13 protein-coding genes and 1 tRNA gene are annotated in these 11,600 nt (G+C 67.3%); 8 read left to right on the forward strand and 6 right to left on the reverse strand.

The annotated features are described in order from the left end of the window. Positions 1 to 12 precede the first annotated feature (12 nt). Together P3H15_RS11455 and P3H15_RS11460 are read left to right on the forward strand one after the other, a co-directional pair. On the forward strand, positions 13 to 285 hold the full coding sequence (locus P3H15_RS11455) for a hypothetical protein (RefSeq protein WP_072938063.1): 273 nt from the start codon (positions 13 to 15) through the stop codon (positions 283 to 285). Positions 286 to 503: 218 nt separating this feature from the next. Continuing rightward, positions 504 to 1,178, forward strand: coding sequence for a Crp/Fnr family transcriptional regulator (locus P3H15_RS11460; RefSeq protein ID WP_005256089.1), 675 nt, complete (start codon positions 504 to 506; stop codon positions 1,176 to 1,178). A gap of 64 nt (positions 1,179 to 1,242) precedes the next feature. Here P3H15_RS11460 and P3H15_RS11465 read toward each other — a convergent pair whose 3' ends face one another. The 3 genes from P3H15_RS11465 to P3H15_RS11475 are packed head-to-tail and all read right to left on the reverse strand — an operon-like array spanning position 1,243 to position 2,685. Continuing rightward, positions 1,243 to 2,034, reverse strand: coding sequence for an MBL fold metallo-hydrolase (locus P3H15_RS11465; RefSeq protein ID WP_276137340.1), 792 nt, complete (start codon positions 2,032 to 2,034; stop codon positions 1,243 to 1,245). A gap of 4 nt (positions 2,035 to 2,038) precedes the next feature. Next, positions 2,039 to 2,515 carry a RidA family protein gene (locus P3H15_RS11470; protein WP_087557261.1) on the reverse strand — a complete coding sequence of 159 codons (477 nt, stop codon included), beginning with the start codon at positions 2,513 to 2,515 and terminating at the stop codon, positions 2,039 to 2,041. A 5-nt stretch (positions 2,516 to 2,520) separates the two neighbouring features. Continuing rightward, positions 2,521 to 2,685, reverse strand: coding sequence for a hypothetical protein (locus tag P3H15_RS11475; RefSeq protein ID WP_276137341.1), 165 nt, complete (start codon positions 2,683 to 2,685; stop codon positions 2,521 to 2,523). A 55-nt stretch (positions 2,686 to 2,740) separates the two neighbouring features. Here P3H15_RS11475 and P3H15_RS11480 point away from each other — a divergent pair, with 55 nt between their 5' ends. Both P3H15_RS11480 and P3H15_RS11485 read left to right on the forward strand, forming a co-directional pair. Next, positions 2,741 to 3,757 carry an ArsA-related P-loop ATPase gene (locus tag P3H15_RS11480; RefSeq protein ID WP_095862954.1) on the forward strand — a complete coding sequence of 339 codons (1,017 nt, stop codon included), beginning with the start codon at positions 2,741 to 2,743 and terminating at the stop codon, positions 3,755 to 3,757. Next, complete coding sequence (locus tag P3H15_RS11485; protein ID WP_276137342.1) at positions 3,754 to 4,893, forward strand: ArsA family ATPase; 1,140 nt, start codon at positions 3,754 to 3,756, stop codon at positions 4,891 to 4,893. The genes P3H15_RS11480 and P3H15_RS11485 overlap by 4 nt, the downstream gene beginning before the upstream one ends. A 67-nt stretch (positions 4,894 to 4,960) precedes the next feature. Here P3H15_RS11485 and P3H15_RS11490 read toward each other — a convergent pair whose 3' ends face one another. Then, on the reverse strand, positions 4,961 to 5,284 hold the full coding sequence (locus P3H15_RS11490) for a WhiB family transcriptional regulator (protein ID WP_072938072.1): 324 nt from the start codon (positions 5,282 to 5,284) through the stop codon (positions 4,961 to 4,963). 259 nt (positions 5,285 to 5,543) lie between these two features. Here P3H15_RS11490 and P3H15_RS11495 point away from each other — a divergent pair, with 259 nt between their 5' ends. Next, on the forward strand, positions 5,544 to 7,889 hold the full coding sequence (locus tag P3H15_RS11495; protein ID WP_276137421.1) for a transglycosylase domain-containing protein: 2,346 nt from the start codon (positions 5,544 to 5,546) through the stop codon (positions 7,887 to 7,889). A 53-nt stretch (positions 7,890 to 7,942) separates the two neighbouring features. Here the strand turns inward: P3H15_RS11495 and P3H15_RS11500 are convergent, their stop codons facing one another. Then, positions 7,943 to 8,410 carry a GatB/YqeY domain-containing protein gene (locus tag P3H15_RS11500; RefSeq protein WP_005248498.1) on the reverse strand — a complete coding sequence of 156 codons (468 nt, stop codon included), beginning with the start codon at positions 8,408 to 8,410 and terminating at the stop codon, positions 7,943 to 7,945. A gap of 67 nt (positions 8,411 to 8,477) precedes the next feature. Here P3H15_RS11500 and P3H15_RS11505 point away from each other — a divergent pair, with 67 nt between their 5' ends. The 3 genes from P3H15_RS11505 (at position 8,478) to P3H15_RS11515 (ending at position 10,712) form a co-directional block, all read left to right on the forward strand. Further along, positions 8,478 to 9,449 carry a metallophosphoesterase gene (locus tag P3H15_RS11505; protein ID WP_276137343.1) on the forward strand — a complete coding sequence of 324 codons (972 nt, stop codon included), beginning with the start codon at positions 8,478 to 8,480 and terminating at the stop codon, positions 9,447 to 9,449. Between the two features lie 54 nt (positions 9,450 to 9,503). After that, positions 9,504 to 9,577, forward strand: a tRNA-Pro gene (locus tag P3H15_RS11510). Between the two features lie 127 nt (positions 9,578 to 9,704). Then, entirely contained in the window at positions 9,705 to 10,712 is a 1,008-nt protein-coding gene (locus P3H15_RS11515; protein ID WP_276137344.1) for an ABC transporter substrate-binding protein, read from the forward strand. Positions 10,713 to 10,729: 17 nt separating this feature from the next. On the opposite strand, the gene P3H15_RS11520 is transcribed toward P3H15_RS11515, so the two are convergent. Then, complete coding sequence (locus P3H15_RS11520; protein WP_276137345.1) at positions 10,730 to 11,533, reverse strand: metal-dependent hydrolase; 804 nt, start codon at positions 11,531 to 11,533, stop codon at positions 10,730 to 10,732. Positions 11,534 to 11,600: the final 67 nt, after the last annotated feature.

Consider the following 11,600-nt stretch of genomic DNA (forward strand, 5'->3'; position numbering starts at 1 on the left):
TTACTTCCCGGTATGCAAGGTCTCGCTGTGGTCCTCTTCCCAGTGCTGCTGATGCTGTTTGCGCTGGCAATGGAGCGGGTGGAGTTCAGACTCCGCCGGCTCACGGTTCGTCAGCAAGAGGTGGAAGAGTTCCTCGACCAGGCAAGTCACGACGAAGTGGCCACCCTGGCCCACGAAGGTTTCCCCCACGCATTGGCACGCTTCCATCGACGTCGCAAGGGGCGGTCGGGCTTCGAATCCGACGACGCCGACATCACCGGAGTGGGCTCGCGGCGCGCCAGCTGACCCCTGGAAACCCCCGGAAAGACGCACCACCGGACGCATCATCCGGTTAACTTTTGCGACTTCCGTGGTATCGGTCACTCAGACCGAGCCGTCTCAACGTAGACTTCAGAGCCGTACCTGTTGCACAGCGACACGCCGCGGATCACCGGGGCATCGTCGACATGCAGCAAATCGCGCACAATATGCATACAGACGAACAATATTCCCAAGGAGCGCACGTGGACGACGTCCTGGCAAGAGCCGGCATCTTCCAAGGAGTCGAGCCCTCAGCGGTAGCGGCGCTGACCAAGCAGCTGCAGCCTGTCGACTTCCCCCGCGGACATGTCATCTTCAACGAAGGTGAGCCCGGTGACCGCCTGTACATCATCGTTTCCGGCAAGGTGAAGATCGGCCGCCGCTCGCCGGACGGCCGTGAGAACCTGCTGACGATCATGGGCCCGTCCGACATGTTCGGTGAGCTGTCCATCTTCGACCCCGGTCCGCGTACGTCCACCGCGACCACGGTCACCGAGGTCCGCGCGGTCAGCATGGACCGCGAAGCGCTCAAGGCGTGGATCGACCACCGCCCCGAGATCGCCGAACAGCTGCTGCGGGTTCTCGCGCGCCGTCTGCGTCGTACCAACAACAACCTGGCCGACCTCATCTTCACGGACGTCCCCGGTCGTGTCGCCAAGGCGCTGCTGCAGCTCGCACAGCGGTTCGGCACCCAGGAGGCGGGCTCGCTGCGCGTCACCCACGACCTCACGCAGGAAGAGATCGCCCAGCTCGTCGGCGCGTCCCGCGAGACCGTCAACAAGGCGCTCGCCGACTTCGCGCACCGCGGATGGCTGCGCCTCGAAGGCAAGAGCGTGCTGATCTCCGACTCCGAGCGCCTGGCACGTCGCGCGCGGTAGTCCCCTCTCATAACGACTTCGGCCACCCCCTCACGGCGAGGGGGTGGCCGAAGTCGTTGTGCGGTCAGTCGAGGCCGCGCAGATACGCGAGCTGCACGTTGACGGACTTCTCCGCCACCGGCCACAACTTCGGGTCGACGTCGGAGTAGACGTGCTCGACCACCTCGCGGACGGTGGGAGTGCCCCCGAGCGTCTCGAGCGCGGCCCGCACCTGGTCGAGCCGCTCCTCGCGATGATCGAGGTACTGCTGTGCGATCACGTTCAGTTCGGGCAGTTCGGGTCCGTGGCCGGGCATCACCCGATGTCCGGTGCCGAGGTCCAGCAGTCGGCGCAGCGACGACAGGTAGTCGCCGAGGTCGCCGTCCGAGTCATCGAGCACCGTCGTGCCGCGGCCGAGGATCGTGTCGCCGGTGAGGACGGTGCCCTCACCTTCCACGGTGAAGGACACCGAGTCCTTCGTGTGCCCGGGCGTGGCGATCACCGTGAGGGTGAGACCCGCGACGTCGATGGTCTCGCCGTCCACGAGGGGTTCGCCGCCGCCGCGGAGGAACTCGGGGTCCACCGAGCGCACGGGCGCGCCGGTGAGTTCGAAGAACCGCTGCACTCCCCCGGTGTGGTCGAAGTGACGGTGAGTGATCAGCGTCAATGCGACCGGTCCGAGTGCCGCGACGCGGGCGAGGTGCTCCTCGTCGGCGTCGCCCGGGTCGACCACCACGCACTCATCCCGACCCGGCGCCCGCAGAATCCACGTGTTGGTTCCGTCGAGCGTCATCATGCCGGGATTGTCTTCGAGCACGACCGAGACGATCGGGGTGACCTCTCGCACCCGGGCGTAGGCCGGATGGGCAAGCGTCATGGCTCTACGACTCCGGTTGCACTTCGGCGATGAGTTCCACCTCGACGGGGGCGCCGAGCGGGAGTTCCGCGACACCGACCGCCGAGCGCGCGTGGGCGCCCGCGTCCCCGAACACCTCGCCGAGGAACTCGGACGCACCGTTCACGACGCCGGGCTGACCGGTGAACCCCTCGGCGGACGCGACGAATCCGACGACCTTGACGATCCGCACCACCGAGTCGATGCCGACGAGGGCGTCGACCGCCGCCAGCGCGTTCAGTGCACACGCCCGGGCCGCGGCCTTGGCGTCCTCGTCCGACACACCGGCGCCGAGCTTGCCCGCGATCGTCAGCTTGCCCTCGACGATCGGCAGCTGCCCGGACGTGTAGACGTAGTTGCCGGTGCGCACGGCAGGCACGTAGGCGGCCACCGGCGGAACGACGGACGGCAGCGTGATGCCGAGTTCGGTCAGGCGGGCGGACCAGTTCTGAGTCTGCGCCACGGCCCTCAGCCCTTCGGACGCTTCAGGTACGCGACGTGCTGCTCACCGGTGGGTCCGGGCAGCACCGTCACCAGTTCCCAGCCGTCGGTGCCCCACTGGTCGAGGATCTGCTTGGTCGCATGTGTGAGCAGCGGAATGGTGGCGTACTCCCAGGAAGTCAATTCACTCATGCCGGTGAGCCTATCCCCCGCACATCCCGGCTCCCAGACTTATAGGCTCGACCCCGTGGTTGCATCCCCAGACCAGCTCACCCCGACGTGGCCCGAGAAGGCCGCGCGGGCCCGGCTGCACTTCGTCTCCGGAAAGGGCGGCACCGGAAAGTCCACGGTGGCCGCCGCGTTGGCGCTCGCCCTGGCCGAGGGTGGACGCCGCGTACTACTGGTGGAAGTCGAGGGCAGGCAGGGGATCGCTCAGCTCTTCGACGTGCCCCCGCTGCCGCCGCAGGAGACGAAGGTCGCGGCCGCCGAGGGCGGCGGAGAGGTCATGGCGCTGGCCATCGACATCGAGACCGCGTTCCTCGAATACCTCGAGATGTTCTACAACCTCGGGTTCGCGGGCCGCGCGATGCGCAAGTTCGGCGCCATCGAGTTCGCCACCACCATCGCACCGGGTCTCCGGGACGTGCTGCTGACCGGCAAGATCAAGGAATGTGTGGTGCGCTCCGACAAGTCGGGTAAACGGGTGTACGACGCCGTCGTCGTGGACGCCCCGCCGACCGGGCGGATCGGCAACTTCCTCGACGTGACGAAGGCGATGGCCGACCTCGCGAAGGGCGGGCCGGTGCGCTCGCAGAGCGAGGGCGTGGTGCGCCTGCTGCATTCCGACGAGACCGTCGTCCACCTCGTGACGCTGCTCGAGGCGCTGCCGGTGCAGGAGACCACCGACGCCGCAGAGGAACTGGCCCGCGCCGACCTGCGGCTGGGCACCGTCGTCGTCAACCGCACCAGCCCGCAGTTCCTGCCCGCCGACACCCTCGCCGACGTCGCGAAGGGCCGCATCGACGCCGAGGCCGTCCGGGCCGGACTGCAGAAGACCGGGATCACCCTGGACGAGGAGAATTTCGCCGGGTTGCTCACCGAGACGATCGAACACGCGTCCGTCCTCGAAGCGCAGGAGGAGAGCGCCGGACAGCTCAGCGAAGTGGACGGGGCGCGGCTGCATCTGCCGTCCCTCGCCGACGGTGTGGACCTGGGCGGGCTGTACGAGCTCGCGGAATATCTGACGGAACAGGGTGTCCGATGACCCAGACAATTGAACACGAGCGTCGCCGCACCGCCTCCGCACTCGACGTCGCGGGGATTCTGCAGAACAGGGCAACGCGGATCGTCGTCTGCTGCGGAGCCGGCGGCGTCGGCAAGACCACCACGGCGGCGTCGCTGGCACTGCGCGCGGCGGAGCAGGGACGCAAGGTGGTCGTGCTGACCATCGACCCGGCACGCCGGCTCGCGCAGGCTCTCGGCGTCGCGGAACTCGACAACACGCCGCAGCCCGTGCAGCTCGGACCGGACGCGACGGGCGAACTGCACGCCATGATGCTGAACATGCGCCGCACGTTCGACGAGATGGTGATCGAGCACTCCACGCCGGAGAAGGCGGAGCAGATTCTCGCGAACCCCTTCTATCAGACCGTCGCCAGCTCGTTCTCGGGAACGCAGGAGTACATGGCGATGGAGAAGCTGGGGCAACTCGCCTCCAGCGACGAATGGGATCTGGTGGTCGTCGACACGCCACCGTCGCGCAACGCTCTGGACTTCCTCGACGCGCCCCAGCGTCTGGGCGCGTTCCTCGACGGCCGCATGATCCGGTTGCTCACCGCGCCCGGCCGCGGCCTCACCCGGCTCGTCACCGGCGCGATGGGCCTGGCGCTGCGCGGCGTGTCCACCATCGTCGGCAGTCAGATGCTGTCGGACGCCTCGAGTTTCGTCCAGTCATTGGACTCGATGTTCGGCGGATTCCGGGAAAGGGCAACGCGCACTTACGAATTGCTCCGGCAGCCGGGAACGAAGTTTCTTGTGATCGCCGCCGCGGAACCGGATGCGCTGCGTGAGGCGGCTTTCTTCGTCGACCGGCTCGCAGGCGACGAGATGCCACTCGCGGGCCTCGTCCTGAATCGGACGCACCCCACTCTCAGTTCCCTGTCGGCCGATCACGCGGTCACTGCCGCCGACCAACTCGGGGACCAAGACCCCCTCACCGCCGCTGTGCTGCGAATCCACGCCCATCGGGCGGTGATCGCCAAGCGTGAGGTCCAACTACTGAGCCGGTTCACGGCGGCCCACCCTCGGGTGCCGATCGTCGGCGTGCCCTCGCTGCCGTTCGAGGTGTCGGACCTCGAGGCCTTGAGAGCGGTAGGCGACCAGCTCACCCGGACGAGCTGATCAGCTCGCTACCGGAGAACCGGTCACCCGCCTGTGTCCTGCCTGACTGCGAATCCGATCCCGAATCTCAGACAGCGGACTGGTGCTGCCGCTGAGCTTCGAAGAAATCGGACCATGAGTCCACCTCGGGGTGCTGCTTGAGCAACGCCCGGCGTTGACGTTCCGTCATGCCACCCCACACGCCGAACTCGACACGGTTGTCGAGTGCATCGGCTCCGCACTGCATCAGTACCGGGCAATGCCGGCAAATGGTTGCGGCCTTGCGCTGTGCTGCGCCGCGTACAAAGAGTTGATCGGGATCGACTTCCCGGCAACGGGCCTGGGTGACCCAGGCGATTCGCGCTTCTGCTTGCTCGACGTCCAGACGGCTGGTTGGGGTGGTCATGTGCATTCGTTTCCCCTCTTCGAGTCTGCGCAAACCCAGCGCGTAGCACGCCGAGGCTGCACCACATAAGCGATGGGGTGTTATCTCCATCACACTGTTCCAACAATTTAGGTAAAGAAACCGCCACGCGCAAGACGGTGAACATGCTTTTTTGGTACGCCCGTCCATACCCCGTGCTCAGGGCATTTTCCTGGCCGAATTCTGCGCCCAACCAGCGCACCCTCAGACCCCACGTAGTCTGTAGATCGTGTCGATTGCAAAAACAGTGGGGAAGCTCGCAGGATCCTCCGCCTTGGCAGGAGTGCTCCTCGCCGGCGTGATGTTTCCGCTCGCCGGAGGCTTCGGTTACGCCTCCAACAGGGCGGCTGACACCGTCGACAACGTCTCCGCCGAACTGGTCGAAGGAACCGTTCCCGCAGTCTCGACGATGGTCGACTCCGCGGGCAATCCCATCGCGTGGCTGTACGACCAGCGTCGCTTCGAAGTGCCCAGCGACAAGATCTCCAACGAGATGAAGCTCGCCATCGTCTCCGTCGAGGACCGCCGGTTCCCGGAGCACAAGGGCGTCGACTGGCAGGGCACGATGCGCGCCTTCCTGACCAACACCACCAGCGGTGAGGTGCAGCAGGGCGCGTCGACACTCGACCAGCAGTACGTGAAGAACTACCAGCTGCTCGTCGTCGCCAAGACCGACGCCGAACGCCGGGCCGCGATCGAGACGACGCCCGCCCGCAAGATCCGCGAGATCCGGATGGCGCTGACGCTCGACAAGGAACTCACCAAAGACGAGATCCTCACCCGCTACCTCAACCTGGTGCCGTTCGGCAACGCCTCGTTCGGCATCCAGGACGCCGCCCAGACGTACTTCGGCATCGACGCGTCCGAACTGAACACCCAGCAGTCCGCGATGCTCGCGGGCATGGTGCAGTCCAGTTCGGCGCTGAACCCGTACACGAACCCCGAGGGCGTCCTCGAACGCCGCAACGTGGTTCTCGACACGATGATCTCGAGCATCCCCGAGCGCGCCGCCGAACTGCGGGAGCTCAAGGAGACACCCCTCGGCGTGCTGCCCGAACCCAACCGGCTGCCCCGCGGGTGCATCGCCGCCGGCGACCGCGGCTTCTTCTGCGACTACGCCCTGCAGTACCTGGCGAACGCCGGCATCAGCCGGGAGCAGATCGACAAGGGCGGCTACCTGATCAAGACGACGCTCGACCCCGCGGTGCAGGCGTCCACCAAGGCGGCGCTCACCGCGAAGGCCAGCCCCGGACTCGACGGCATCGCCAACGTCATGAACGTGGTCCAGCCCGGCCAGGATTCACACCGCATCCTCGCGATGGGCAGTAGCCGCACCTACGGTCTCGACGCGAACGCCAACGAAACCGTGCAGGCCCAGCCGTACTCGCTGGCCGGTCACGGCGCCGGGTCGATCTTCAAGATCTTCACGACCGCCGCCGCCATGGAGAAGGGCCTCGGCACCAACGCCGTCCTGGACGTCCCCGGGCGGTTCGAGGCCCGCGGGATGGGTAGCGGTGGTGCCCGCGGATGCCCGGCCGCCACGTACTGCGTCGAGAACGCAGGCAAGTACCCGGCGTCGCTGTCCGTGACGGACGCGCTCGCACAGTCGCCCAACACGGCGTTCGTCAAGCTCATCCAGGCCACCGGCGTCGCCCCCACTGTCGACATGGCGGTGCGGCTGGGGCTGCGGTCGTACGCCGACCCCGGCACCTCCGGATTCGACGACCGCAGCATGGCGGATTTCCAGAAGGATCAGAATCTGGGTTCGTTCACTCTCGGACCCACCTGGGTCAATCCGCTGGAACTGTCGAATGTCGCGGCAACGCTCGCGTCGCACGGCAAGTGGTGCCCGCCCACCCCCATCGATTCGGTCTTCGACCGTGAAGGCAAGCCCGTCTCGGTCACGCAGCAGGCCTGCGAGCAGGTGGTCGAGCCCGGCCTCGCGGACACCCTCGCCAACGCCATGAGCAAGGACGACAAGGCCGGCGGCACGTCGGCCGGGGCCGCGGGCAGCGCCGGCTGGACGCTCCCGATGGCGGGTAAGACCGGAACCACCGAGTCCCACATGTCGTCGGGCTTCCTCGGGTTCACGAACAACTTCGCCGCCGCCGTCTACGTGTTCGGCGACTCGCCCACACCGGGCGAGATCTGCTCGGGCCCGCTGAGGCCCTGTGGTGACGGAAATCTCTACGGCGGTAACGAGCCCGCGCAGACGTGGTTCGCCGCGATGAATCCCGTCGCCAACAACTTCGGGCCGACGACGCTGCCGCCGATCGATCAGAAATACGCGCGGGGTTCGCAGAACGGTCAGGTTCCGGACGTCACCGGCCTGAGCCAGTCGGCCGCGACGTCCCGCCTGCAGGGAGCCGGATTCACCGTGAACGCGATCACCACCGCGTCACAGGTCGCCAAGGGGATAGTCACGAGCTCGGCGCCGTCCGGTTCGGCGATTCCGGGGTCGACGATCACGATCTACGTCAGCGACGGATCGGTGAAGGCCGCTCCCCCGCAGGCCCCGGCTCAGGGAATCCCCGTTCCGCCCATCCAGCTGCCCGGCCTGCCGCCGATCCAGCTGCCGCCCATACCCCGGTGACCGCAGGTGAGTGGGAAAGTGTGTAGGCGCACGCTTTCCCACTCACGTGGGGGTCAGAGGCGGGACTTCACCGCGTGCGAGAGCCGCGAACCGTCCGCCTTGCCGCCCGCGAGCGCGCCGGCGGCCTTCATGACCTGACCCATCTGACGCATGCCGGGACGCTCACCGATCTCCTCGGCCACCTGCGCGATGGCGGTGTCCACGACGTCGACGAGTTCGGCGTCGGTCAGCGGCGTCGGCAGGTACTCGTCGATGATCTGCGCCTCGGCCCGCTCCTGCGCTGCCAGCTCACCCCGACCGTTCTCGGTGTAGATCTCGGCGGACTCGCCGCGCTTCTTCGACTCCTTCGCGAGGACCTTCAGCACCTCGTCGTCGGTGAGTTCACGGGCTTCCTTGCCGGAAACCTCTTCGGTCTGCACAGCGGCCATCAGCATGCGGATCGTGGCGGTGCGCAGCGAATCCTTGGCCTTCATGGCGGCCGTCATGTCGGAACGCAGTCTTGCTTTCAGTGAATCTGGCATGGGCGAAACGCTACGCGCCCCGATTTGTCCACTGCATCTCGATTGCGCTCATCAGTATCCTGGAAGAGTGTCTGACGAGTTCCGCACCAACCTGACCCGCGCCGCCCTGGGTACGGCGGGTGCCGCCGCCCTCGGCATCGGCTACGCCTCGCTCATCGAGCGCAATGCGTTCGCGCTGCGTGAGGTCACGATGCCGGTGCTCGAACCCGGGTCGTCGACGCTCCGTGTGCTGCACATCAGCGACCTGCACATGATGCCCGGACAGCGGCTGAAACAGAACTGGCTGCGGGAACTCGACAACCTCGACCCCGACCTCGTCGTGAACACCGGCGACAACCTGTCGCACCAGCGGGCGGTGCCCGCCGTGGTCCAGGCGCTGGGGAATCTGCTCGCCCGCCCCGGACTGTTCGTGTTCGGCAGCAACGACTACTTCGCGCCGAAACCGAAGAACCCGTTCGAGTACTTCCGCAAGGATCGCAAGCGCATCCTCGGCGAGCCGCTGCCGTGGGGCGACCTGCGGGCCGCGTTCACCGAACGCGGCTGGTTCGACGTCACGCACGTGCGCCGCGACCTCGAGGTGTCGGGGGTCCGAATCGCGTCGGCCGGCGTCGACGATCCGCACCTCCAGCGCGACCGTTACGACACCATCGCCGGTCCGCCCAATCCGCTGGCCGATCTCCGGCTGGGCATCACCCACTCGCCCGAGCCGCGGGTTCTCGATCGGTTCGCGGACGACGGGTACGACCTGGTGCTGGCCGGCCACACGCACGGCGGTCAGCTGTGCCTGCCGTTCTACGGAGCACTCGTCACCAACTGCGACATCGACCGCTCACGGGTGAAGGGGCCGTCCAAGTGGGGGGCGCACACCCAGCTGCACGTGTCCGCGGGGATCGGGACGTCGCCGTGGGCGCCCGCCCGCTTCTGCTGCCGCCCCGAGGCGACGCTCCTGACGTTGGTTCCGGCTCAGCGCGGCGGCTCGGACGCCGACACCGCGCGGGCTCGCGCCGAGTCGTCGGAGAGCACCGTTTTACGCAATTGACCAGGGGATTTAATGGTGACTGGTTGGGTAATGTAAGCTAGCCGAGGTTCAACACGGGGTGTGGCGCAGCTTGGTAGCGCGCTTCGTTCGGGACGAAGAGGTCGTGGGTTCAAATCCCGCCACCCCGACAGTGTGAGACACCGAGAAGAGGCCTCGACCGGTTCGCCGGTCGAGGCCTCTTCTGCGTGGTGGGGGCTTTTCCGGATGCCCTGACCCCGAGACCATCGCCCCACCACCTCAGGCTAGCCTCACCTCATGTCATCGAGGCTCTACGTACGCGCCGGGCTGGTCGCCCTGGCCAGCGTCTTTCTCGCCGCCTGCGGCACCACCGATACCGGTTCGACCGCCGGCAACACCGACGTCGCCACCGGCGGCCACCTGTTCGCCACGGCGGACGCCGAGACGGCCAAACTCGGCACCGACGCCGAACCCGGCGTCTTCCCCCGGACCATCACCCACGCGCTCGGGGAAACCGTCATCGAGAAGAAGCCCGAACGGGTGATCGTCCTCGACGGCGGCGAGCTGGACGACGTGCTCTCCCTGGGAATCACGCCCGTCGGACTGGCCAGCCCGGAGAGCGCCGCCGGACAGCCGTCCTACCTGGCCGACAAGCTCGCCGGAGTCCCGGACGTCGGGACCACCAACAACCTGAACCTCGAGGCGATCTCCGCGCTGCAGCCCGATCTGATCCTCGGCAGCAAGCTGCGCGCCGACAAGCTGTACCCGCAGTTGTCGTCGATCGCACCGACCGTGTTCGGCATCCGCCCCGGCTTCCCGTGGAAGGAGAACTTCCTGCTCGTCGCGGACGCCCTCGGCGAGGAGACCAAGGCGGAGGGCGTGCTCAACGCCTACCAGACCCGCGCGGACGAGGTCCGGGAGTCCATCACCGGCGAGCCGACGATCTCGCTGGTCCGGTTCATGTCCGGCAAGATCCGCCTCTACGGCAATCTGTCGTTCATCGGCGTCATTCTGCAGGACGTCGGGCTCCCGCGCCCCACGGTGCAGAACATCGACGAACTCGCTGTCGAGGTGAGCCAGGAGACGATCGGCGAGGCGGACGCCGACCGGATCTTCTACTCCAGCTACGGCGCACCCGAGACCACCGACGAGTCGACCGTGGTCGGCGGCCCGCTCTGGAACCAGATGCAGGCGGTGAAGGCCGGCAAGTCCGTGCACGTCAGCGACGAGACCTGGTTCCTCGCGCTCGGACCGACCGGGGCGATGCTCGTCCTCGACGACCTCGAGAAGATGCTCGCCGCCTGAGTCGCCGAGTCCCCGCGTCACTTCGGTGCGGGCACGAATGCGTCGTAGATTGCCTGCGGCGCACCGTCGATGGCCCAGATGACCATGAGTCCGACGGCCACCGTCAGGGCGGGCCCGAGCACGACCTTCTCGAAGGGCCCGCCCGCCCGGATGGACAGGAACGACGGGAGCCGGAACTCCCACCACCGCTGCTTGCCGAGCGTGAGGAACGGCGCGAGGAAGGGGACGCCCTCCTTGGTGATGGCGTCCCCGAGGCAGTGGGTGGCGCATCCCAGGGCCACGGCTACGCCGAGCCCGGTGGAACCGGCTTCAGTGGGATACGACTGCCAGGTGAGCGCGGACAGCACCGCGGCGACCGCCGAAACCGCCAGCCAGCCTTTTTCTTTGGCCAGCTCACCGGCCAGCCCGCGCAGGGCCAGGCCGAGGCAGACGAACAGCGTCGCGATGATGGCGGGCTTACCGAACTGGACGACGAGCGCGGACACCCCGGCCCCGATGCCGGCCGCGAACAGAGCGGTGTGGGTGAGCGTACGGTGCCCACCCCGCCGCTTGCCGTCGCGTTTGCCCTTGGTGATCGTGTAGAAACCCAGAGACACCGCGTCGACACCCTTCGCGACGACGCTGCTGACCGGACCGAACGACCGCGACACCGTCGACTGGCTCGTGTCGAGGTCCGGGAGCAGCGCCGCCCCGGCGCACACCGCCGCGAACGTCAACGTCTCTGCGGTGGACGTGGGCCCACCCCAGTCGAGCGGCAGCAGATCTGCCACCGCCAGACCGACGGCCGCACCGGACATTGCATGGGTGGGACCCATCACCATGGAAGACAGCACCTTTCGACCCCGACTCGGGACACGGTCATCCGAGCCGGTGTCCTGACACCGCTCA

Origin of the sequence: Rhodococcus sp. T2V (assembly GCF_029269925.1) — a bacterium.
Classification (GTDB): Bacteria; Actinomycetota; Actinomycetes; order Mycobacteriales; family Mycobacteriaceae; genus Rhodococcus_F; species Rhodococcus_F koreensis.

Excerpts from the sequence above, each read along its gene's own strand:
- P3H15_RS11515 (WP_276137344.1), top strand. The coding sequence starts at position 9,705 with ATGTCATCGAGGCTCTACGTACGCGCCGGGCTGGTCGCCCTGGCCAGC.
- P3H15_RS11490 (WP_072938072.1), bottom strand. The coding sequence starts at position 5,284 with ATGCACATGACCACCCCAACCAGCCGTCTGGACGTCGAGCAAGCAGAA.
- P3H15_RS11455 (WP_072938063.1), top strand. The coding sequence starts at position 13 with ATGCAAGGTCTCGCTGTGGTCCTCTTCCCAGTGCTGCTGATGCTGTTT.
- P3H15_RS11500 (WP_005248498.1), bottom strand. The coding sequence starts at position 8,410 with ATGCCAGATTCACTGAAAGCAAGACTGCGTTCCGACATGACGGCCGCC.
- P3H15_RS11520 (WP_276137345.1), bottom strand. The coding sequence starts at position 11,533 with ATGGTGATGGGTCCCACCCATGCAATGTCCGGTGCGGCCGTCGGTCTG.
- P3H15_RS11475 (WP_276137341.1), bottom strand. The coding sequence starts at position 2,685 with ATGAGTGAATTGACTTCCTGGGAGTACGCCACCATTCCGCTGCTCACA.
- P3H15_RS11485 (WP_276137342.1), top strand. The coding sequence starts at position 3,754 with ATGACCCAGACAATTGAACACGAGCGTCGCCGCACCGCCTCCGCACTC.
- P3H15_RS11465 (WP_276137340.1), bottom strand. The coding sequence starts at position 2,034 with ATGACGCTTGCCCATCCGGCCTACGCCCGGGTGCGAGAGGTCACCCCG.